We start from the raw sequence: 21578 nt of genomic DNA, 5'->3' as shown, positions 1-21578 counted from the left end.
ATAGCTAAACAAAAAGACAAGTTTTTTGAAATCTTGTCTTTTTTATTATAGCCGTATATTCCATAAGTATCAGCTATCAGCTAATCCCCATTGCTTCATGTTGTATTCAATAACACTTTTGCGTTTACCTGATAATAAGAAAACTGAAAAAGCTAGATAAACTAAGGTTGTTAAGATTAAATACTGCCATTCAAAATTAGTGGGGTTAGTCATGACAGTAGTACCGGAAGCCAAGAAAACTAGGATATCAAAAACTGCATGGTAGCCTATATTTATGAAAAAAGATCCAGTATAAAGATAAATTGCTGCAAAAGCAATACCAGCTACACTTGCATCAATCATTTGTAAAATTGTAGCCGGTAGTGGCTGCTCTATTAGGTTAACAATATGGAGTGCTCCAAAAATCAAACCGTCTAATACAACCGCCCATGAGATTTGATGTTGCGCATTTTTAAAAGTTCTGAGTAAAATGCTTAAAATACAAAAACGCATCAACCATTCTTCAGCTATACCGGCTTCTATGCCTCTGCAAACGAGCTTTATTATATGTTTCGTAGTAATCTGAAAATTCCAGCTCGTGAGCAGTTGCCCCCAGTTATCTGCTTCATTAAAAGCATTAAAAAAGCAGTCAACAAAAATAAATAAAGATATAAACGCTAGAACTGCATATTTAGCTCTTGAACTCAATCTCAAGCCGGGAGCTTGATAGCCCCATTTATGCATGACAACTACTGAAGTGATTACAAAACAAATTGTCCCAGTAACTTCAGTTTTATTAAGCATTTGTAGCAAAGAAGGGGAGCTGTTCATAGTCAACGTTCCCGGTATAGCAAGTATCAGACTTGAGAATAATAATAAAGTTATGATTTGCCCAATTACACTGCTTATTTTTCCCCAGGAAAGTTCTGCCATAGGAACTAGCAGAACTAGTTCATACAGAGTAAGTGGAATTATCAGCCAGATAAGGTTCTTAGTATTAAAAACTTTGATAAAATCTGCTCCGATTGCGAGGAGTACTAAAAAACATATTTGGATATTAACGGCTTGAAAATAATGATTAAATTGGACTATTTTTCTCGTAGGATGTTTTTCGCATAGAAGAGTTAGTTGTAGAGATACCAGTATGAACAAAACTGATAGAACTACCACTGCCTCATTTTTACTTTTGGTCAGGGGCTTGATTTTAAAAAATAGCACAAGCGCCACAATGATCAAAATTTCTTGAACTATTATTTGTCCTAGGTGCCAACGCTTAATTGCTTGTTCAGAAGGCATTTCAAATTCTCCTTAAAATAATTCATCTCTGCTTTCATCCAAGATATGCTCATCAATATCGTCGTTAAAGTATACAAGTAAGTCACGATCAAAATTATAGGCCAATTGATGATTTAACAATTCTTCTTTCGTCATCCAAACTAAGTTTCCTTCATGAGAAGCTTTTACAGTGCCTGTAAACTCTGTAGCAATATAGAAAAAAACTAAATAACGATGATCGTTTTCATCGAAAAATTGCTTAATACCACTAAGACGTGGATTTTTAATGTCGAGATTGGTTTCTTCTTTAACCTCACGAACAACAGAATCATAAAAAGACTCATGTGCTTCAACATGTCCACCCGGAAAAGTTAAACCTGGCCAGGAGGGATCATTTCGATCAATGACCAAAATTTGTTCACCTTTTTTAATCATACACATATTTGTTAAAGTAACTGGTTCCGTTCGATCCAAATTTAAAATTCTCCATCTTTTTAAAACTATTTAACTTTGCGTTCTTTAAAGCTACTTCCCAAAAGGATGAAATGGAAAGTTTTTGCCATTGATATTAATTGTTTGGCTGTTGCTATCGCTGATAATCTTTCCTTTTACAGTATTGGATGTGGACAGGTCGGATTTTTTCAAAGGAACATTAGTCCAAATTGCCCTTAAATCCGCTCCGTTATCAGTGCTCTGCAGATTATTTCTGAACAAATCAGGCTGTAGAATTTCTGGAGGTACAGCGACGTTAACCGAAGTTGGCATTACCGGCTGAATTAGTTTTCTATTTAGCTGATCTCGAATAAAGGGCTTGAGTTTATGAGTCTCTGATTTATTCATTCAAAAAGTCCTCTCATTACAAAATTACGATATTTTTATTATAAATCTTTTATCAGTGAAAAATACAGCGGTTTCTAACTATTTTGAACAAAGAGCAGTAAGTGTATGCTAAAATTTTATACATGGAAAGTAGGTCGAAAAGTGAATTTACGTTTAAACAAACTCGCAACCATGGTAGATCAAGATGCGCGAATTGCAGATATTGGTACTGATCACGCATACTTACCAATTGAATTAGTCAAATCAGGCAAGGTCAATTTTGCAATTGCTAGTGATATTGGAAAAGGACCGCTTGATAATGCAAAACAGGATATTAAAGAGGCTGGCTTAGAAGGAAAAATAGAAACTCGTCTAGGCGCTGGACTCGAAACCATCTCAGCCAAAGACAACATTGATACTGTAGTGATTGCAGGCATGGGCGGCAACTTGATGAGTCAGATTTTAAATGATGCCTTAGTTAACAAAAAAATGAGTTTCGACACCTTAATTCTTGAACCAAATGTTGGAGAATATGGTGTTCGTAAATGGTTGATGCAGCACAGCTATCAGATTGTCGATGAACAAATTGTGGCTGAAGCCGGTCATATATATGAACTGATTAAGGCTAAAAAAACTGAATCAAATATCCCATTAACTAAAAAAGAATTATATTTTGGTCCAATCTTAATTAAGACTAAAAATCAGACTTTTACTAATAAATGGGTGGGGCAGCTAAAGTACCAACAAAATTTGTTAGTTAATTTAAATAAGGCAAAAAACAAAGATATGTCCCATATCAAACAGGTTCAAGAACAGATTGAAATGATCAAAGGAGAATTAAATGACTAAAGTTAAAGACCTAGTGAAAGTTTTAAACGATTTTTTTCCTGAAGAAATTGCAAGTGCTGGTGACCCCGTTGGCATTCAAATTGGTTCTTTAGAGCAACCAGTTACCAAGGTTATGACCACATTAGATGTTCGACCACAAGTTGTTGAAGAAGCAATAAAAGAGCATGTTGATCTAATTATCAGCCATCATCCTTTAATGTTTAGGCCTGCCCCTAACTTAAACTTTGCTGATCCACAAAATGAAATGTATGGCAAAATAATTGCTAACGGCATTACTGTCTATTCAATTCATACTAATTCTGATAAAGCTCAAGATGGGTCTAGCGATTGGCAGGCAGAAGAATTAGGTTTGACTGATGTACAGCCTTTTTGTCTAGATAGTGACGGCATTGCTATTGGACGAAAAGGCAAGCTGCCTAAACCACTCTCTGCAATTGATTTTGCATATTATGTAAAAGAGAAAATGAATATCAAAATGGTTAGATTGATTACTGCTGATAACCAGCAACAAATTTCAACTGTTTCACTTATTTGCGGAGATGGGGGTAAGTACTGGCACCAAGCGGTTAATGAAAAGATAGATGCCTTTATAACCGGAGACGTTTATTATCATACTGGTCACGATATGATTTCTTCAGGAATAACAGTAATTGATCCTGGGCACTATACAGAAAAATTATTTAAGGATAAAATATATGAAAAGTTAATTAAATGGAATGAAGAAAATAATTGGAATGTTAATGTCATTAAGTCACACGTTTCAACTAACCCGTTCCAAGATTTAGTTTAAATAAAGGAGTTTTTATGGAATACCCAAATTTATTACCCAGATTTTTAAAATATGTAAAAGTTAACTCGCGTTCGGATGAGCACTCAGACCGTTTTCCATCCACTAAGCGTCAAGAAGACTTCCAAAAAGAAGTTGTAATGAAGGATTTAGAGGATTTGGGCTTAAGTGATGTACATTACAACCAAAAATCCGGCTGTGTAATCGCTGAAATTCCTTCAAATATTGATTATGAAGTTCCAGTAATGGGTTTTCTAGCACATTGTGATACGGCAGATTTCAATGCGGAAAATGTTCGCCCACAAGTCCATGAAAACTATGATGGTAAATCAAAAATTCAATTAGGTGATTCTGATTTTTACTTGGATCCTGAGGTTTTCCCTAACCTCAAAAAATATGCCGGTAAAACGCTTATTACTACATCAGGTGATACATTGCTAGGTGGAGATGACAAGTGTGGTGTCAGTGAAGTAGTAACTCTAGCTGAATATTTGATGAATCATCCAGAAGTTAAGCATGGAAAAATTCGTTTGGCCTTTACACCTGATGAAGAAATTGGTACTGGTGCCCCTCACTTTGACATTGATGAGTTTGGTGCAGACTTCGGGTATACACTTGATGGGGCTGCTCCAGGTAAGCTTGACTGGGGAACTTTCTCAGCAGCAACATTTACACTTAACATTCAAGGAGTAAATGTTCACCCATCAGTTGCTAAAAATCAGATGATCAGTGCAATCCAAATAGGTATTAACTTCCAAAATCAACTCCCAGCAGACGAAGTACCAGAAAAAACTGATGGACGACAAGGCTTCTTCCATTTAACTGATTTCCAGGGAACAGTTGATAATGCATATCTTGAGTACATTGTCCGTGACTTTGAACGTGATGGTCTTGAGCGTCGTAAAAACTTGGTTAAAGACATTGTCACTAAAATGAATGATGAATTTGGTACTGAGCGAATCAAATTAACAATGAGAGATCAATATTACAACATGGCAGATGAGCTTGAAAAGCACATGGATGTTGTTAACTTAGCAAGAGATGCATATCGTAAAGAAGGATTGACCGAAATCGACGAGGATCCAATTAGAGGTGGTACAGACGGTAGTCAACTGACTTATCGTGGTTTACCATGTCCAAACCTATTCTCAGGTCAGGAAAACATGCATGGTCGTTACGAATACACTGTTTTAGAATCAATGTACAAAGCAGTTGACGTTATGATCAGAATGGTCGAAATGAACGCAACAAATAATAAATAGTGAAACAAAAAAGGTTAGAAAAGCACTTTCTCTAAAATTAACTTAAATGAGATAAGTGCTTTTATATCAATGATAATTACTGTTGGGTAATACCAGCTTAATTATGCACATCTACTCTAATAATCAAAAAATGCCGATTAAAACGTTGCTATTAATGAGTTAATCGGCTTTTTTGTTTGAAATCAAGTAAAAATGCAGAGTCGTGGAACACTGAAAAAATAATAAGACTCTTATAAACGATCAATAAGAACATAAAATTACTTTTTAGAAGTATTTATTAGGAAGAAATAAAAAAGATTGCACTAACATATAAACTGCGGTATTATTACAGTGTATTAGAAATGTGATACAGTAAAAGGATGGTGGATTTGTGGAATTCAAGGATAATATTCCCATTTATCTGCAAATCAAGCAATATCTATATCGTCAAATTGTTACCGGCGAATTAAAGCCAGGGCAGAAAATTCCTTCTGTACGTGAGCTAGCAGTTCAATTGACTGTTAATGTAAACACGGTACAAAGAGCTTTGCAACAAATGAACGTAGAGGGGATTTTGTATACTAAGCGCGGAGAAGGTAATTTTGTTACCGAAGATACAGACTTGCTTGAAAAGACAAAACAGGAATTGATTAATGATGAGCTAAATAAATTTGTTCAAAGTATGAATGATTTGGGTGTGTCAAATGATCAAATTCGTGATATCTTATCAGCTTATTTAAAGTAGGGGAATAGTTAATGAGCAATCTCTTAGAAATTGAAAATTTAACATATAGAAAGAACCTAAAAGTAATTCTTAAAGATATCAATTTAAACTTAAAGCATGGCAAAATTGTTGCTCTTTTAGGCGAAAATGGTGCTGGTAAAACAACATTGATGCGCGTAATCGCAGGAATTAATAAGAATTTTCGCGGTATGGTTGCAATTGATGGAGTTCAATCTGTTGCGGACCGTAAAAGGGTCATTTCTTTCTCTGACAGTTTATCAGGATTTAAGGAAAGTACTAAAGTTGCGAAAATAATTAATTTTTACGAATATCTTTATGATGATTTTGACAAAAATAAATTTAAGCAGCTACAAAAGTTCATGAGATTAAATGAAAACTTACGTCTGTCTGAAATGTCAAAGGGTATGCGTGAAAAGCTAATTATTGCTTTGACTTTTTCACGTCAAGCAGAACTCTATTTACTCGACGAACCTTTCTCTGGAATTGACGCGATGGCTCGAAAAAAAATTATTAGTTCAATTATTCTATGGAAAGCGGATGAAGCAACTATTCTAATCTCTGATCATTTCGTTAACGAAATTGCTTCTATGCTTGACGAAGTTGTTGTTGTAAAAGATAAAACAATCTACTGTCACAAATCAACTGAAGAAATACGTGAGAGTAATCAAAGCATCGAAGAATTTTATGAAAACATATATGGAGAGGGTGAAGAATAATGTTCGGTCGGCTTTTTGCTACTTTATTTACACGAAAAATTAAGAAGGCTAACTACGTACTGCTTGTCCAATTAATTGCAGCCATAGCAATTACTGTACTTAGTTTTACTACGAGTGGACATGTTTATTTTGGAAGGCAAGATTTAGGGGTTTTTCCATCGTTTTTCATGTTTTTCCTCTTTTTCTCCTTTATTGCAGCATTGGCTTTATACTGCATAACTTGTAATGAAAATGAGTCAATTAACGTGAACCAGTCTTTGCGGTTATTACCAATCTCTGATTCAAAGTATTATTTGGATAATATCTTCACTTCAATTGCAACATTAGCATATTTTGCATGTATAGAAGCCATTGGTATAGGTATTAGTTTTTTGTTGGCCTTTCAATTTGATGGCACATTTCATTCAGAAGTTATGACATCGTATGAAAAAAGTAGTTTTGTTTTCAATGTTGAAGATTTTATTGTTGTTATCCAGTCACTAATCTTACTTGTTTTATTTTGTCTACTCTTTTATTTAATGCTTAGTTTTTTAAACTTCTCCAGCCAAGCAATTATTAGTTTTTTACCAGGATCAATTAAAAACAAGTCTTTGTTGGGGTTCATCCGCGTTTTTCTAGTGTTCATTCTCATATGGGCATTAGTCAAAGGAATCCGAGCTCTAACGCCTATTTTTGATGCACCATTTGCAGTCTTTTTTCAATCAACGTCGTCAAATGATTTATTGGAGCCAATTTCAATATTCATTTGCTTTGACTTGCTTTTCATTGCCATTAATTTGTTCTTGTTCAATCAATATATTGAGCCAAAAGAAAAGAAATAACTATCAAACTACTCATTAAAAATATTAGTGAGTAGTTTTTTGTTAAAAAGGATTGCATGGCAGATTTTTTTAGTCTATCATAATAGTGTAATAGAAATATAATACAGTATAAACAGCTGATTTGATCTCCAAATTGAATTATCTCAGGGTATGATGATTGACAAACGTACTCGTATAAAGCAAAAGATTTAGTTGTTAATAAAGTGTATTAGAACTAGGAGCGAACTTAATGGGAAATCTACTAGAAATCAAAGATTTGACGTATCGAAAAAATCAAAAAACGATCTTAAATAATGTCAATCTAACATTAGGACCAGGAAAAATTGTTGCATTATTAGGAGAAAATGGTGCAGGAAAAACTACTTTGATGCGAATTATTGATAGCATGGCTAAAAATTATCATGGCACTGTAATGGTAGCAGGAGAGGATAATGAAGTTGAAAGGAAAAAGCACATATCCTTTACTGATAATTTATCTGGATTTTCTGAAAATACAAAAGTAGAACAAATTAGCAAATTCTATGAAGTTATTTACCAAGATTTTGATGTAAATGAATTCGAACAGCTACGTGGTTTTATGAAAATTGATTCTGAGATGCGCCTTTCTGAAATGTCAAAAGGTATGCGTGAAAAACTAGTTATTGCACTAACATTTTCGCGTAAAGTAGATTTATATCTATTAGATGAGCCCTTTTCCGGAATTGATGCGATGGCTCGAAAAAAGATCATTAACTCAATTATTTTATGGAAGGCTAAGGAATCTACTATTTTAGTTTCTGATCACTTTGTTAACGAAATTTCTTCCATGCTAGATGAGGTTGTGATTATTAGAGATCATACTGTATATGAACATTTATCAGCGGATGATATTAGAGCTAGAAATCATAGTATTGAAGAATACTATGAAGGACTTTATCAGGAGGAAGAAGAATAATGTCACTTTTTAATTGCTGCTTTACTGAGCTATTCAAATTAAAAACTAAGAAGCTTAACACCTTGATGCTTTTTCAGATTCTAACTTCAATGGCAATAACCTTTTTTTCTCTGTATAAATTTGAAAATAATCACTTTATCCGCAATACTTATGTAAATGATTTTAATTTCATAACCAACTGGATGACGTCTTTCTTCTTTCTTGTTCTTGTTTTTGGATTTATTGCTGTTTGCTTGATAGCAATATTTGCTCAAAGGGTAAACCGCAGTCAAACCTGGCGGCTAATTCCAATGAGCAGCACCAATCTTTATCTTGATAATACGCTTAGTTCATTTGTCTCAATTGTTTATCTCGGAATCTTAGACGTAATTGGACTTTTGCTTTTATTCGGAATGTCGGTACTAACGGATAGTCGTTTCAAGAAGAACGTGATTACAGGTTTCTCCAGTCCTTCAAACGCAATGTCTCAATTATTCAATGAACGAGCTTTCAAAATTTGGGGCTCTATATTACTATTGATTTTAATTACTCTTTTTGTCTTTTTTGTAGTTGATTTTTTAAACTTTTCAAGTCGTGCAATTTTAGAATTTTTACCCACTACAAGCGGTCAAGCTTTTCTCAGAGTCATTTTTATCGTAGTCATAGTTGTTGCTTGTTGGGTTGCCTTTAGTGCTAATAGCTTCTTAGCGTCACTTATCGACTTCCCGATAAACTTTCTGTTTAGCAGTATTTTTGGCTATGAGTATAATGATAGGTATATAGACTTTGGTATTTCTCTTATTATCATGTTAATCTTTGATATCTTTTTATTTATAGCTAATACTTTGATATTCAACTACTTTTTCGAAGCAAGGGAAAAGAAATAGTGTATTTCTCTTCAAACAAAGAAAAATGACCCCAAGCAAGACTTGAGGCCATTTTTTATATTCGTTTCAACTTAACGCTTGGTAGCAAGAAAGTCATACAGTTGATTGATTTCTTCAGGAGTGAATTCACCTTCACCAGCCTTCATTGCATGAATTTTCTCGACCGACAGGTGACTAGCAAATGCTAAATCTGTATCTGTAGTATGATGTTCTGTCTGGTAAGTAATAATTGCATCGGATAATTCTTCTATTTGCTGATTCATAATAAAATCTCCTTTACAATTATTTTAGCCAAAAAACCAAAAAATTCAAAGAAAAGTACTGCTAAAATCCTTGAATTTTATTAAAAGGCCAATATCTAAAGGTAACTTTACCGACTAGATTTTCTCTTTTTACAGGTCCAAAAATGTGGGAGTCTTTTGAGATATCACGATGATCACCCATTACCCAATAATAGCCTTTAGGTACTTTATAAGTAAAATTAGTGGTGTATGTATGTCCAGCATCATTGTCAGCTTTTTTGTATTTGTTATTAAGGTATGGTTCAGCTAATCTTTTGCCATTAATATACATTTTGTCGTTTTTAGAAACGATTTTATCACCTGGCAAACCAATAACACGCTTAATATACATTGCTCCAGGAGTGTCATTTGCGGCCTTAGGAGCTAATAATACTACCACGTCGTTACGTTTAGGCGTAAAGTTCCGTACCGAAATCAAACGATCTTTATCTTCAAAAGTTGGCTGCATTGATGGACCAGAAACTTCATCATTTGAAAGAACGAAGTGGAAGACAAGATAGAAAGCACCAAGAATTACCACCATCATTATGACAACGTCTAGGATGAATTTTCCAAGACTTTCTTCTTCGTTATCTTGCTTTTTTGTTACATTTTTTGCCATAAAATATTCTCCTTTATTCAGTTACCTTTTATTATAACTGAAATCTAGTCACATGAATGGTAAAATCATTGTAGGTATTAGAAATGACAGATTATTTAAAGAAAATTAATCAATTAGATGCTCAGCTTGATAACCCACTAATTCATGACCAAATTAAAGAGGTTAATCAAATTGACCGCTACATGAAAGAAAAGAAAATCTTACCGACTGCTCCTAGACGACTTGGTTTTTATCCAAATGAAGTTGAAAAGCTTGAAAGTTGTATGTCAAGGCAGCAGAAGGGCAATATAAAAGTTACTAATCAGCTTCTTAATAGCATGAGGCAGTATCTATCAATCAATTACGGTGTTTGGTCATTGCCAAATTTGGAAACTGCCAAACTAATTAAGGAGCAGTTTAAAATTAGCTCCGTTTTAGAAATTATGGCAGGAAATGCATATTGGTCTAAAGCTTTAACTGAAGTAGGTTTAAAGACAATTGCAACAGACTCATTAGAATGGTCAAAAACTTCAAAAACTGGAAGTCAACAGGCTACAAAGGTATTGAATTTATCTGCACCTAAGGCAATTCAAGCGTTTCCTGAGGTTCAACTAGTTATTTGTGCATGGGCACCTAATTTTGATGAAAGTGATTTAAACGCGATAGAAGCTTGGCAAAAGTACAATCCATCTAGTCGCTTACTATTTATTGGTGAAAAAAATGGTGTAACAAATTCTGCTACTTTTTGGCACCAAATCCATTTCACCCATTCGCCAGAATTACAGACAATTAATCATTCATTTACAAGTTTTGATTTTATTGAAGAACAAATATTTGAGATAAAACATGAGATCTAAAAAAATCCTCTTACTATTAATTATTTTTTTAACATTACTCGGTACGGGTACAATGCTTTCAAACGTCCAGTCCCAAGAAGCTAACCAACTACTTGAGGCTTATGGCTTGAGCAACAACACGCGCAGCTTTGAAATCAAAAATAACCAAAGTGTTAGCGACTTTTTAAAATATCTAGAAAAAACCTTTCCCCAAAATAAAATTCAACTTCACTTAACGAGTAAAAGAAAGGACAATCAGACATTAGTTTGGTCCAATCATGATGTTTTAACATTACCAACGGAATCTGGACGATATTTTACTTCAGATGACTTTAAGGGACGTGTTTCATTTGGAGTTTTAGGCCTAAATGCTAAGGTTCCAACATTAAAAACACAAAATAATGAGTACATTAATTTAAATAATACTTATTATTCTGTGATTGGTACCCTGAAGCACTATCGCCGAATGAAACAAAATGGCTATTATCTAACAACCGGTACCAAGCAGCCTACAGGTAAATTCAAGCTTAAAGACTATACCATCATTATTGATAGCTCTAATAAGGTAATTAGAAAAATTGCCCGTCATTATCATGTTAAAGTTAAAACACCAGTATTTGTAAGAAAGCATCAAAAGCGTCAGCTTTCCGTAATTAAAGAATTTTTATTCATCATTTTGCTAGTCTTTGTGGCCACTATTGCTAACATCATCTTGGCTTACTTGGATTGGCAAACCGTTAAAGCGACTCACTTAAAAGGTAGTTTATTACGCAATTGGCTTGCCAATCATGGCTTTAGAATAATATTAGTAGAGCTATTATTATCACTTGGAGCATATTTCTTCCTTTGCTGGCGTGCTTTTTATTCAAATCGAGAGCACCTTTTAATGCTTCTTTTGGGTAGTTGGGGCGTAGTTGCGCTTGTTTATAGCTTCTTCATCTTTTTATGTTGGCGAAAGGAAAACACACATGCTTAATTTACCCGCTGAATTTATTTCTAAATATCAAAAATTACTTGGTCAAAAGCAAGCACAAGAATTATTTGATGCGATGAACCAACCCGCCAAAAAGGCATTTAGAATCAATACTTTAAAAGGGCAGCGAGAAGTCTCTTATTCTCTCGATCAACCGATTCCTGGACTTAAAAATGCATACTACGGCCAGATTAATGGTCAAGACCCGGAAGCTATAAGTGGCTTAGTCTATTCTCAAGATCCTGCAGCAATGTTTCCTGCCATGATTGCTGATATTCACCCTGGAGACAAAGTACTCGATTTATGCGCTGCTCCTGGAGGAAAAAGCACGTTTATCGCTGAACAACTGAAAGGTAAGGGACTACTTGTTGCAAATGAAATTTCTAATATACGAGTTAAAGCCTTAAGAGAAAACTTAGAGCGCTGGGGGGTAATTAATGCACTAATAACTTCTGCAAGCCCAGAAAAGTTAGTTCAACCGTTTACGCAATTTTTCGATAAAATTATTGTCGATGCTCCGTGTAGTGGGGAAGGGATGTTTCGAAAAAATCCTGAAGCAATTTCTTATTGGTCACAAGACTATGTTATGACTTGCCAAAAAAGACAACAGGATATTCTGACCGAAGCAGTAAAAATGCTTAAGCCTGGTGGCGAATTGGTTTACTCAACTTGTACTTTTTCGCCAGAAGAGGATGAAGAAATCGTATCCTGGTTAGTTGAGCAATTTGGCTTTAAAATTCTTCCAATCAAAGTAAATACATCTGCTGTTGAACCAGGACATCCAGATTGGGCCAATAACGATCCTGCAATAAAGGGGACATTACGTTTTTGGCCAAACGATAATTTAGGTGAAGGGCAGTATGTAGCTAAATTACAATTAGCTGAACGAGAAGAAAGCACCAGCACTAAAGTCAAAAAGCGGAAAACTCATCAAAACAAAGCAAAATTGACGAGGTCAGAAAGTGCATTAGTTGAAGAAGTTTTAAAACCATTTAATTTACCCCTAGAACTTGCTAACTGGTCAACATCTTGTTTAGTAAGTCAAAATCATGTTTATCTTCCTGCAATCGAGGCTGACAACATGCATTTTAAAATTATTAGTAACGGATTAGAGTTAGGAATTTTAAAGAAAAAGCGCTTTGAACCGAGTCATCAATTAGCGCTGGTATTAGGACAAAGAAAACAAAAACAGGTAGTAAATTTAACTAAAGAAGATTATGCTAAGTATATTCATGGTGAGACTATTCGCCTAGAATCAGCTTTACACGGTTTTGTGCTAGTTAGTTACCAAAATTGCGTGTTCAGTTTTGGTAAAATAACTAATAATGTGTTAAAGAATTTTTATCCAAAGGGATTACGGAAGTAAAAGAAAGTAACTATTAAAGATGATTAAATTAATTGCCACCGATATGGACGGTACATGGTTAACCGATGAAAAAACCTATGATGAAGAACTATTTTTGCGCGAATTTGCTTTAATGCAGGAACAGGGAATTAAGTTTGTAATCGCAAGTGGAAATCAATATGAAAATATTTATTCTCGCTTTCCTAAAACAGCTCAACAAATGTATTTCATTGCAGAAAATGGTGCACTGGTTGCTAAAGGAAGACAAGTTCTTCACGTTGACAGCTTATCCGATGAAGATTTTCAAACCATTTTGGAAATTGTTCAAGCATACTCGGATGAGAAGGTCACTGTTTCTGGTCTTGCAAGTGCATATGTTTTAGAAAAAGATGGTCAGCGCTATGCAGAAGAGCTTAAAAAATACTACCAAAAGCTACGTATTGTTGAGGACTTTAACCATTTAGACGATCAAATTTTCAAGGTAACGTTAGATGTTCCCGAAGATAGAATGCCAAAGTTACTAAGTAAACTTCAACGCGATTATCCGCAAATTGGCTTTGTTTCTGGTTCATCTACCTCAATTGACATGTCAACTAAAGGAATGAACAAAGCTGTTGGCCTAGAATACTTAAGCAAAAAATTCCATATTAGCTCACGTGAAATGGTTGCGTTTGGCGATAGTGGTAATGACGTTGGGATGCTAAAATATGTTGGCCGGAGCTTTGTTACCGCAACCGCTTTGCCAGTTGCCAAAAGTGCAGCGGACCAAGTGATCGGATCAAGTAATGAAAGCGCCGTTCAAAAAGAAATATGGCATCTATTAAATTAAGACAAAAAATATGCAAAGTAAAATTCTACTTTGCATATTTTTAATTATGTAAAATTAACTTAATTGCTCAATTAAGTTCTTCAAGGGCAGGTCGAAGTAATGCTTGATTTTACTTAAATTTGTCAAGTCATTTTGACCGTAAATAGCTAACAAACTAGCTAATTCTTTTTCCCACGCCAAAATCATTTGTAATAATGCATCTTCGCCTTGATCCTGATATGTCTGCAAAAAGACATTGGAAATACCGACGTATTTTCCTCCCAAGCATAAACCTTTAAAAATATCTAATGGATTACGAACACCACCTGACACGATAAAGGTAACCTTTTCTTCAGCCGCCATTAAAGCAGAAACAACAGTTGGCAATCCAATCGTTTCAAGATAAGAAAGGTCATTTTGGTTTCGCGCATTTTCAATCTTAGCAAAATTTGTTCCGCCACTGCCAGCAATATCAAATAGCTCAAAACCTTCATTTTTTAGTAAATGAATTGTCGCTTGGTCTAAACCGCAGCCAACTTCTTTTATAATCATCGGAACGGTCACATTTTGACGTAATTCAATTAGGTTATCTAGCCACAAAAAATCGCGATCGCCTTCAGGCATAGCAATTTCCTGAACTGTATTCAAATGAATCTGTAAAGCATCAGCATTAAGCTCATGAACAATTTTTTGAGCATCCATAGCTTCAGTCTTCGCATTTACGTTTGCAATTATGACACCGTCAGGATTTTTTTCACGTGCAATCAAAAAGCTGTCAAGTTGTTCAGCTTCTTTAACTAAGATACTTGCAGAACCCAATGCAAGACCTATTTTAGCTTGCTGAGCAATTTCACCAAATGCTTGGTTAATAGAGAATGATTTTGCAGAACCACCGGTCATTGCGTTAATAAAAAAGGGCGCATTGACGTTTTTGCCAAACATAGTTGTTTTAATCGAACTTAAGTCAACTTGTGCTTCTGGCAAAGCAGGTCGTAAAAGCCCCATTTGGTCAAAGCTATTTGGCTTATTCGGTTCATAAAATTGGTTTGCTAAAGAAAGGTGTTCTTCCTTACGTTTTGATCTAATTGACATTTTTCTTCTCTTACTGCATTAGCCTTACTTGATGAACGTGAAGGTCAAGGGGCAAAACATTGTTTTTACGCCATTGCTGTTCAAGTTCATTAACATTAGTTTGTTCGTCGGTTATAACGATGCCACAATCTCCGTTACCCGCACCTGATGTTTTTGCCGCACCACCAAATGACTCTGCAATATTAATCAATTTTGACAAGCGAGGGATCTCAATTGCAATTTGATTTATTTGAGCAAAGTGCTGTAACAGTTTCCTGTTTACTCGAATTTGCATCTTTATTAGGTCAATATTGCCTTGTTCAAAGCCATCAATCATACGTAATACACATTTTCGTGATTGTTGTAAAAATTGTTTATATTCGACATTTAATGCTGCTTTATTGGCATTAGTTTCATCAACTAAGCGTGAAGTTGAAGCAGGTTTTTGACTCCATCCAATCAATAAGTTCATCCCTGCAGGAGGGGTCAATAATTGAATTTTTAACCCTGGCCATGCTTCATCAACAACTTCAGAAAGTGACTTTTGTGTTAATTCACGTTTCAGCCATTTTTTATCAAATGTTTGATAGGCAATCCAGCCACCGTAAACACTCGCTGCAATATCTCCTGCAGAACCGTTTCCTTGAACAGAGTAGTGGGAAATAGCGGACAGCTTATAAACTAGTTCGTTACTAAAAGGTACGTTATAAAAACGTAGAATCGCTTTAACCGTGGCTACCGTAACAGCCGCACTAGAACCTAGACCATATTTTTTACCGTCAGCTGAATCAAGATCAGAATTGACGTGCAAATCATATACTCGTAATTTGATATGTTGTTCGAGGCAAAAACGTTCCGTTAAGTTTATTGCCGACAAAATATATTCAAAAGGATTATCACGGTTGTCGATTACCATTTTGGCACCACGTCGTACCCAGTGAATAGAATCCTGCGAATATTGTTTGGAATGAATCGAACCAGTAGATGACTTAGATTTAGTAATCGAAACCCGGATAAATTGATTAACTGCGACCAAAATTGCGGGGCAATCCTGTTCTAAAACTGCATATTCACCGGCGATGTATAACTTACCGGGCGCTTGTTCTGTTATCAAAGAATTTAATCTCCTAACCAATTTAAATACATTATTAATCCAAATATTTGATACCTGGACCAAAACTTGCATTTACTATCTTAACATTGTCAAATTCTGATATGAAACGCTTAGTAATTTCTTTTACATTTTTTAACCGAGTCATAACTTTTACATTTGGACCAGCGTCGATTGTATAGTAACATTCTATTCCTTCTCTTCGCAGCTGCTCAACAAGTTTGATTGCTCTAATCGTATCCGGCTCAAAATAGGTAAATCCAGGTTGAGCCGTTAAGTTAACAGCATGCATCTCATTAGCATTTAATTCGGCTAATTGACCCAAAGCCGTAAAGTCGTTTTGTTCAATTGCTTCAATCATTTTATCTATTTCTGCTTGATTGCGTTCTAGCCACGGCTGGAAAAAGGGCGAGGTTTTGGCCAGCTGCATTCCGTTAGTTGAAGATAATTCTTTGGGGTTGGGATTAAGTTCAACCGCTAATAAATGTAAGTCCATTTCAGGTTGCTCATTTATTGCATACGCATAAGAGGTCAAATCACTATTTCCTTTCTGCCACATCGTAAAACCACCAAACACTGAACGACATGCCGAGCCTGACCCCATTCTTGCCAAGCATGAAAGTTCTTGACGGTCAATTTGCAGATCATAGTATGAGCTAAATGCACCTGCTAAAGCAGCAAACGCCGAACTAGAAGAGGCGAGACCAGCTGCAGTTGGAACATGATTTGTAGATTCAACTTGCAAGTGTCCACTTAAACCAAATCTTTCTTGTAAAAATCTAAGATACGAAAAAACGCGCTGAGCACTTTTACCAGTTTGCTCAGTACCATTTAGAATGAAACGGTCTTTTTCACTATCAGAAATTTTGGTATCAGTATAAAATTCATCTAGTGTCATTGAAATACTCGACATAGCAGGCAAGCGCATAGCCTGGTCTTCTTTTCCCCAATATTTTATTAGAGCAATATTTGTGTGTGCACGAACAGTTTTTTCCATTAAATTTCCTCGATCCAACTATTAACAGCAACATTTTGACATTTTTTAGCAATTGACTTTGCTACTTCAATGTTGTCGCAAAGTACAATGACGATTCCACCTAAACCACTTCCAGACAGCTTAAAGCCCAAGGCTCCATTTTCAAGAGCAAGTTGTTGTAACTGTTTAATTTTACTCGTGGCAAGGCCAAAAGAATCTAGTATTTCTTCAGCTTCATTAAAAATTTTGCCAACACTAACGCGGTCTTGATTAACCCAAGCTTGTTTTGTATCATCGGCCAATTGCCCCAACTGCTTAATCTTTTCATTAGCCACTGGGGATGATTTGACTTGCTGATGAACTTGAGCAACAGCTTTTTTTGTACTACCTAATTCCCCTGTATCCATAATCAAGAGGGTGGCATTTAGCTTGGCGCGTAAAACACTGGGACCTGACTTTTTATTAAAAAAGACAAGGTAATCAGAATTAACGGTCGCAGCATCTAACCCTGACGCTTTGCCATGATTAATTGTTTCAGCATGATTCGTAACTTCAATTATTTCATCATTTGACAAGTTTAAATTAAAGTAGTCGTTCATTGCCTTGGTTGTTGCAAGGGCAACTGTTGCACTTGAGCCTAGTCCACGCTCGATTGGAATTTCTCCTGTATAAGTTATCTTTAAATTTTCGTTACTATTAGCTTTTGTAAGCATCGTTTTAACGACATACTTCAAGCCATCGTATTCATCTGGCGCCATAAAAAAAGGCCCATGATATGATGCAGTATCCATCCACATTTGTGGGCCCGGTTCTACGGTTGCTTTAATGTGTAAAGACATGATTGGCAAGGCTAGGGCATTATAGCCATAAACCACTGAATGTTCACCAATCAAAATCACTTTTCCATGCGCTAAATAACTCGATTTCATTTTATTTAAGATCCTTAATGTTTGTGAAAAAAATTTAGCTCCTATGCTAAAATATGTAGCAAAGGAGAAGAGAACAAATGATCAAAATTCTAGTCGGTCGTCAAACCGATCCAATGCAAGAAAAAGTTTTACAAGCAGCAGTTGAAAATTATCAAAAATTTCCAAAGCAACAAACTTTTGTCATTGTTCCCAATCACATTAAGTTTACCACAGAAATCAGAGCAATAAATAGGCTTGCGATTAGTCAAGGCCATACTGAGCAATCAGTTAAGAACTTGCAAGTGTTATCTTTTTCACGACTTGCGTGGTTTTTCCTAAAGGATTCAAAGCAGGTAATGCCCACCCAGCTTGACAACACTGCGGCAGCAATGATTTTAGCTAAAGTCATTGAACAAAAACGTGATCAGCTCGACCTCTTCAAAAATGTCAATGTTAGTCCTGGCCTAGTTAAGCAGCTTTACAGTACTATTTTGCAAGTTAGAGAAGGTAATCTAGACTTAGATGACTTTGATCAAGATAAGTTAGACCTTGAAACTAAAAACAAAGTGGCTGATTTGAAAATTCTTTATGAAGCTTTCATTGACACCATTAAGGGCAAGTTTTCTACTTCTAACGAAATTCAGTTACAGCTAAATGAATTTCTGGCTAGTGGGATTGATTTGAGTAAGACTGACTTTTACTTTAGCGATTTTTCACACTTTTCCTTGCAGGAATGTTTGACTGTCAAATTATTGATGAAGCATGCAAATAGTGTAACTCTGGCTTTTAAAACAAAAACCGGTGAGCTTGACGCTAAAGCAGAACCCGGTGATTATGACTATGTCATTCAAAGAACGATTAACCAATTAGTTAAATATATCGAAGCAAACGAACTAAATTATCAGGTTGAAACAACTAAACCCTCGGCATCGCCAACTAACCGAGAACTACTTAACTCATTTTGGACTGGTGCCGTCCCTGAAGTGGGAAAATTAAATAATATCCAGCTAATTCGTGCCGACAACCGTTATGCTGAAGCATATTTTGTTGCTCGAACTATTTACCAGCAGGTGGCACTTAATAATTACCGCTACCGCGATTTTTTAGTGCTTGCGCCAAATCTGCACGAATACGAAACCTATCTTTCGCCAATTTTACGACAAAATGACATTCCATTTTTTAACGATTTACAACAGGAAATGAAATATCATCCCTTAGTTGTTTTAATTGAGAATATCGCTCAGCTGTTAACTAGGCCACTTCAAACACAAAATATGCTTGCGATTATGAAGACACACTTAATTATTCCGGACTGGTATAAGGATGAAACTTCATACATTCATGATGTTGATGAGCTCGAAAATTTTGTTTTAGCCCACGGCATTAATCATAACTTGTGGAAACGCGATTTTACAGATTATATTGCTGCTGAAGTCATTCGACTGGACAAAATTCCAGATGAAGTTGCCAAAATTGAAAAACTAAAGGACTTTTTTGTTAAAAAGATTACTTCTTTGTTAAAAAAACTAGCAGAAGAAACAGACACGCAAAAGGCCATTACCATTTTCTTCAACTTTTTAGTTAACAATCACGTGCCAGAAGTACTAGAAAAGTGGCGCCAAGGTGCCCAAGAAGACGGTGACCTTCAACAAGCAAGGCAATCTGAACAAGTTTGGGATTTATTAATTACGCTACTTCATGACTATCTATTAATCAATCCTGATGAGTTTGAGCTTGACAGTTTCTTCAATGTACTAATCAATGGCTTTAAAGAAGCAACATTTGCCCAGATTCCTTCTACACTGGATGCTGTCAACATTTCTGAAACGGGAATTGTTCAACTCAGTGGCTACAAGCAGGTCTTTATCATGGGCGCCACTAATACAGGTTTGCCTAAGATTCAAAATGTACCAGGCTTTTTGAGCTCTGAAAATTTACAAATTTTAACTAACAGTGGTGCATTTAAGGAAGATTCTTATATTGAAGACCAGCAACAAACCAGTAACCTTGACCAAAATTATCAATTTGGTCTTCTACTGGCGCTTGGTAGTGATATGACCTATGTTTCATACTCTGTAGTAAACGCAGAAAATGAGTCGGTTCAACCTTCTATTTATTATGAACGACTTAAACGTGTCGCAGGTGTCGATACCAGCGTGCAAAAAGCAGCTAATAAAAAAGAGGCTGAAGAAAAGGAAAGGGTTGAATTTGCTCAACATAATCTTCCAGAAAAGCTAAATGATCTCTTGTCTTTTTTAACCAATCCGCAAGCTAGTCTTGGTTATTTAACTTACCTAAAGCAGGCACATCCAGAAGTTAATATTGAGCACTTATTTGAACTGACTAAGGAGCGCATCCCTAAAAAGACTAAAATGGTGCTTGACGCAAGTCAGTTTGACAATCACCCACAAGATATCGGTGCAGAGCTTGCTCAGCAATTATACGGAGAAAACCTAAACTCTTCAGTTTCGCAACTCGAAACTTTTTATGAAAATTCTTATGAATACTTTTTAAATTATGGCCTTCGTTTACGCAAACGATTTGATAATGAATTTGATGTAATCCAAGCCGGAAATTATTTCCATGAAACCTTTGATCGTTTAGTGAAAGAGCTGAATAAGGAAAAGCTTGATTTGGCCGAAATTGATGATCTGAAACTGAATCAATTGCTTGAAGTTGCTCGCGAAAAAATGAAGAGCGAAGCAAAATATAAACAACTTCGTAATGATCCATTTAATGTGTTCCTCTTTAAGTGTCTCGATCAAACCACTACTAATGTGGCTGTTAATTGGCATCGCGCGGTTAAAAAGACTCCATTAAGAGCAAAGTACTCTGAACTTAGCTTTGGCTTTGGTGAAAAAGTACCTGGACTAGACTTATTAGTGCCAAATCTAGATGGGAAGCATTATGTCAATTTACGAGGAAAAATGGACCGAGTCGATTTGGCAAAGGTTAGTGATCAAAACGAGTACATTGCCCAAGTTATCGACTATAAGTCCTCCGCCAAAAAGTTTAATTTAGGGCTGTTTTATCAGGGAATTTCATTGCAAATGGTCTCGTATATGGATGTGCTAATGCGAAATCAGCAGTTTTTTACCGGTAAAGAGCCGATGTCATTACTCGGAGCATTTTACCAAACCATTACGAGACAAACTGAACGTTTAAACGGTAAAGATCTATACGGTAATAACTTGCAACTTAAGCAAGCTAACTTAGATGGAAAAACGAAGCTCAAGTATAACGGTCTTATTAACTATGATCAGGCCGTTATCTTAGATGCAGATCCTGCACTACGTAATGGTGGTACTACTTCGGAAATCTATGCTGGGGTCAATAGTAAGAAAGATGGCTCGTTGAGTTTTCGTGGCAACGCGTTTAATGATGAAGAAATTGAACTTCTTCTAAAATATGATGAAGAATTAATCAAAGATGCATCTAGTCAAATTCTCTCTGGTAAGGTTCAGCTCAATCCCTATAAATATGGCCAGCAAGTCACTGCTTTGACATACTCTGACTATCGGGATATCTTCTTCTTTGATGCAATGCTAAAAGAAAATAAGTACCATCAAATTGATAATTTGAGTAAAACAGAATTAATGAACAAAATTAAAGAGAAACTGGGAAAGGAGGAATAAG

General features: G+C 35.6%; 22 protein-coding genes. 13 read left to right on the top strand and 9 right to left on the bottom strand.

Translation table 11 applies throughout. From position 1 onward, the window contains the following. Nucleotides 1-69: 69 nt before the first annotated feature. Genes F5ESL0263_RS04590 through F5ESL0263_RS04580 form a run of 3 tightly spaced genes read right to left on the bottom strand, consistent with a single transcriptional unit; the run spans nt 70 to nt 2094 of the window. Entirely contained in the window at nt 70-1275 is a 1206-nt protein-coding gene (locus tag F5ESL0263_RS04590; RefSeq protein ID WP_122035202.1) for a CPBP family intramembrane glutamic endopeptidase, read from the bottom strand. A 12-nt stretch (nt 1276-1287) separates the two neighbouring features. Next, complete coding sequence (locus F5ESL0263_RS04585) at nt 1288-1728, bottom strand: 8-oxo-dGTP diphosphatase (RefSeq protein WP_199724290.1); 441 nt, start codon at nt 1726-1728, stop codon at nt 1288-1290. 51 nt (nt 1729-1779) lie between these two features. Next, nucleotides 1780-2094, bottom strand: a complete 315-nt coding sequence (locus tag F5ESL0263_RS04580) for a hypothetical protein (protein ID WP_122035200.1) — start codon at nt 2092-2094, stop codon at nt 1780-1782. A 141-nt stretch (nt 2095-2235) separates the two neighbouring features. Here F5ESL0263_RS04580 and F5ESL0263_RS04575 point away from each other — a divergent pair, with 141 nt between their 5' ends. The 8 genes from F5ESL0263_RS04575 (at nt 2236) to F5ESL0263_RS04540 (ending at nt 9032) form a co-directional block, all read left to right on the top strand. Next, the gene (locus tag F5ESL0263_RS04575) at nt 2236-2922 is read left to right on the top strand and encodes a class I SAM-dependent methyltransferase (RefSeq protein WP_122035621.1); all 687 of its coding nucleotides are present in this window, start codon (nt 2236-2238) and stop codon (nt 2920-2922) included. Then, a complete protein-coding gene (locus F5ESL0263_RS04570; RefSeq protein WP_122035198.1) occupies nt 2915-3712 on the top strand; it encodes a Nif3-like dinuclear metal center hexameric protein in 798 nt (265 codons plus the stop codon). The genes F5ESL0263_RS04575 and F5ESL0263_RS04570 overlap by 8 nt, the downstream gene beginning before the upstream one ends. Nucleotides 3713-3726: 14 nt before the next feature. Continuing rightward, nucleotides 3727-4971, top strand: a complete 1245-nt coding sequence (gene pepT / locus F5ESL0263_RS04565; protein WP_122035196.1) for a peptidase T — start codon at nt 3727-3729, stop codon at nt 4969-4971. 370 nt (nt 4972-5341) lie between these two features. Beyond that, on the top strand, nt 5342-5695 hold the full coding sequence (locus F5ESL0263_RS04560) for a GntR family transcriptional regulator (protein WP_122035194.1): 354 nt from the start codon (nt 5342-5344) through the stop codon (nt 5693-5695). An 11-nt stretch (nt 5696-5706) separates the two neighbouring features. After that, the gene (locus F5ESL0263_RS04555) at nt 5707-6411 is read left to right on the top strand and encodes an ATP-binding cassette domain-containing protein (RefSeq protein ID WP_122035192.1); all 705 of its coding nucleotides are present in this window, start codon (nt 5707-5709) and stop codon (nt 6409-6411) included. Then, nucleotides 6411-7232: a hypothetical protein gene (locus tag F5ESL0263_RS04550; RefSeq protein WP_122035190.1), complete on the top strand. Its 822-nt coding sequence runs from the start codon at nt 6411-6413 to the stop codon at nt 7230-7232. Before F5ESL0263_RS04555 ends, F5ESL0263_RS04550 begins: the two co-directional genes overlap by 1 nt. Nucleotides 7233-7461: 229 nt before the next feature. After that, nucleotides 7462-8166, top strand: a complete 705-nt coding sequence (locus F5ESL0263_RS04545; RefSeq protein WP_122035188.1) for an ABC transporter ATP-binding protein — start codon at nt 7462-7464, stop codon at nt 8164-8166. Then, nucleotides 8166-9032: a hypothetical protein gene (locus F5ESL0263_RS04540; protein WP_122035186.1), complete on the top strand. Its 867-nt coding sequence runs from the start codon at nt 8166-8168 to the stop codon at nt 9030-9032. Before F5ESL0263_RS04545 ends, F5ESL0263_RS04540 begins: the two co-directional genes overlap by 1 nt. 71 nt (nt 9033-9103) lie before the next feature. Here F5ESL0263_RS04540 and F5ESL0263_RS04535 read toward each other — a convergent pair whose 3' ends face one another. Together F5ESL0263_RS04535 and lepB are read right to left on the bottom strand one after the other, a co-directional pair. Then, the gene (locus F5ESL0263_RS04535; RefSeq protein ID WP_109715510.1) at nt 9104-9295 is read right to left on the bottom strand and encodes an LBP_cg2779 family protein; all 192 of its coding nucleotides are present in this window, start codon (nt 9293-9295) and stop codon (nt 9104-9106) included. Between the two features lie 61 nt (nt 9296-9356). Beyond that, entirely contained in the window at nt 9357-9935 is a 579-nt protein-coding gene (gene lepB / locus F5ESL0263_RS04530) for a signal peptidase I (RefSeq protein WP_046306911.1), read from the bottom strand. Between the two features lie 83 nt (nt 9936-10018). Here lepB and F5ESL0263_RS04525 point away from each other — a divergent pair, with 83 nt between their 5' ends. Genes F5ESL0263_RS04525 through F5ESL0263_RS04510 form a run of 4 tightly spaced genes read left to right on the top strand, consistent with a single transcriptional unit; the run spans nt 10019 to nt 13897 of the window. Next, nucleotides 10019-10771, top strand: coding sequence for an SAM-dependent methyltransferase (locus F5ESL0263_RS04525; protein ID WP_122035184.1), 753 nt, complete (start codon nt 10019-10021; stop codon nt 10769-10771). Continuing rightward, a complete protein-coding gene (locus F5ESL0263_RS04520) occupies nt 10761-11726 on the top strand; it encodes a hypothetical protein (RefSeq protein ID WP_074425322.1) in 966 nt (321 codons plus the stop codon). The genes F5ESL0263_RS04525 and F5ESL0263_RS04520 overlap by 11 nt, the downstream gene beginning before the upstream one ends. Further along, a complete protein-coding gene (locus F5ESL0263_RS04515) occupies nt 11719-13089 on the top strand; it encodes an RsmB/NOP family class I SAM-dependent RNA methyltransferase (protein ID WP_122035182.1) in 1371 nt (456 codons plus the stop codon). Before F5ESL0263_RS04520 ends, F5ESL0263_RS04515 begins: the two co-directional genes overlap by 8 nt. 19 nt (nt 13090-13108) lie before the next feature. Continuing rightward, nucleotides 13109-13897 (top strand): HAD family hydrolase, encoded by a 789-nt coding sequence (locus tag F5ESL0263_RS04510; protein WP_122035180.1) that lies wholly within the window; start codon nt 13109-13111, stop codon nt 13895-13897. Nucleotides 13898-13951: 54 nt separating this feature from the next. Here the strand turns inward: F5ESL0263_RS04510 and fni are convergent, their stop codons facing one another. From fni to mvk, 4 genes are read right to left on the bottom strand one after another with little or no spacing between them, the layout of a single operon-like run. Further along, nucleotides 13952-14968, bottom strand: coding sequence for a type 2 isopentenyl-diphosphate Delta-isomerase (gene fni, locus F5ESL0263_RS04505; protein WP_122035178.1), 1017 nt, complete (start codon nt 14966-14968; stop codon nt 13952-13954). 10 nt (nt 14969-14978) lie between these two features. Next, entirely contained in the window at nt 14979-16061 is a 1083-nt protein-coding gene (locus F5ESL0263_RS04500) for a phosphomevalonate kinase (RefSeq protein WP_122035176.1), read from the bottom strand. 34 nt (nt 16062-16095) lie between these two features. Beyond that, nucleotides 16096-17055, bottom strand: coding sequence for a diphosphomevalonate decarboxylase (gene mvaD, locus F5ESL0263_RS04495; protein ID WP_122035174.1), 960 nt, complete (start codon nt 17053-17055; stop codon nt 16096-16098). Beyond that, nucleotides 17055-17963, bottom strand: coding sequence for a mevalonate kinase (mvk, locus tag F5ESL0263_RS04490; protein WP_122035172.1), 909 nt, complete (start codon nt 17961-17963; stop codon nt 17055-17057). Before mvk ends, mvaD begins: the two co-directional genes overlap by 1 nt. A gap of 77 nt (nt 17964-18040) precedes the next feature. On the opposite strand from mvk, the gene F5ESL0263_RS04485 reads away from it, so the two are divergent. Then, entirely contained in the window at nt 18041-21577 is a 3537-nt protein-coding gene (locus tag F5ESL0263_RS04485; RefSeq protein ID WP_122035170.1) for a PD-(D/E)XK nuclease family protein, read from the top strand. Nucleotide 21578: the final 1 nt, after the last annotated feature.

The organism is Lactobacillus sp. ESL0263, assembly GCF_003692845.1.
Taxonomy (GTDB): domain Bacteria; phylum Bacillota; class Bacilli; order Lactobacillales; family Lactobacillaceae; genus Lactobacillus; species Lactobacillus apis.
This window is presented reverse-complemented; position numbering and strand designations above follow the sequence as displayed.

Excerpts from the sequence above, each read along its gene's own strand:
- F5ESL0263_RS04590 (WP_122035202.1), bottom strand. The coding sequence starts at position 1,275 with ATGCCTTCTGAACAAGCAATTAAGCGTTGGCACCTAGGACAAATAATA.
- F5ESL0263_RS04580 (WP_122035200.1), bottom strand. The coding sequence starts at position 2,094 with ATGAATAAATCAGAGACTCATAAACTCAAGCCCTTTATTCGAGATCAG.
- F5ESL0263_RS04570 (WP_122035198.1), top strand. The coding sequence starts at position 2,915 with ATGACTAAAGTTAAAGACCTAGTGAAAGTTTTAAACGATTTTTTTCCT.
- pepT (WP_122035196.1), top strand. The coding sequence starts at position 3,727 with ATGGAATACCCAAATTTATTACCCAGATTTTTAAAATATGTAAAAGTT.
- F5ESL0263_RS04555 (WP_122035192.1), top strand. The coding sequence starts at position 5,707 with ATGAGCAATCTCTTAGAAATTGAAAATTTAACATATAGAAAGAACCTA.
- F5ESL0263_RS04550 (WP_122035190.1), top strand. The coding sequence starts at position 6,411 with ATGTTCGGTCGGCTTTTTGCTACTTTATTTACACGAAAAATTAAGAAG.
- F5ESL0263_RS04545 (WP_122035188.1), top strand. The coding sequence starts at position 7,462 with ATGGGAAATCTACTAGAAATCAAAGATTTGACGTATCGAAAAAATCAA.
- F5ESL0263_RS04540 (WP_122035186.1), top strand. The coding sequence starts at position 8,166 with ATGTCACTTTTTAATTGCTGCTTTACTGAGCTATTCAAATTAAAAACT.
- F5ESL0263_RS04535 (WP_109715510.1), bottom strand. The coding sequence starts at position 9,295 with ATGAATCAGCAAATAGAAGAATTATCCGATGCAATTATTACTTACCAG.
- lepB (WP_046306911.1), bottom strand. The coding sequence starts at position 9,935 with ATGGCAAAAAATGTAACAAAAAAGCAAGATAACGAAGAAGAAAGTCTT.
- F5ESL0263_RS04525 (WP_122035184.1), top strand. The coding sequence starts at position 10,019 with ATGACAGATTATTTAAAGAAAATTAATCAATTAGATGCTCAGCTTGAT.
- F5ESL0263_RS04520 (WP_074425322.1), top strand. The coding sequence starts at position 10,761 with ATGAGATCTAAAAAAATCCTCTTACTATTAATTATTTTTTTAACATTA.
- F5ESL0263_RS04515 (WP_122035182.1), top strand. The coding sequence starts at position 11,719 with ATGCTTAATTTACCCGCTGAATTTATTTCTAAATATCAAAAATTACTT.
- F5ESL0263_RS04510 (WP_122035180.1), top strand. The coding sequence starts at position 13,109 with ATGATTAAATTAATTGCCACCGATATGGACGGTACATGGTTAACCGAT.
- fni (WP_122035178.1), bottom strand. The coding sequence starts at position 14,968 with ATGTCAATTAGATCAAAACGTAAGGAAGAACACCTTTCTTTAGCAAAC.
- mvaD (WP_122035174.1), bottom strand. The coding sequence starts at position 17,055 with ATGGAAAAAACTGTTCGTGCACACACAAATATTGCTCTAATAAAATAT.
- mvk (WP_122035172.1), bottom strand. The coding sequence starts at position 17,963 with ATGAAATCGAGTTATTTAGCGCATGGAAAAGTGATTTTGATTGGTGAA.
- F5ESL0263_RS04485 (WP_122035170.1), top strand. The coding sequence starts at position 18,041 with ATGATCAAAATTCTAGTCGGTCGTCAAACCGATCCAATGCAAGAAAAA.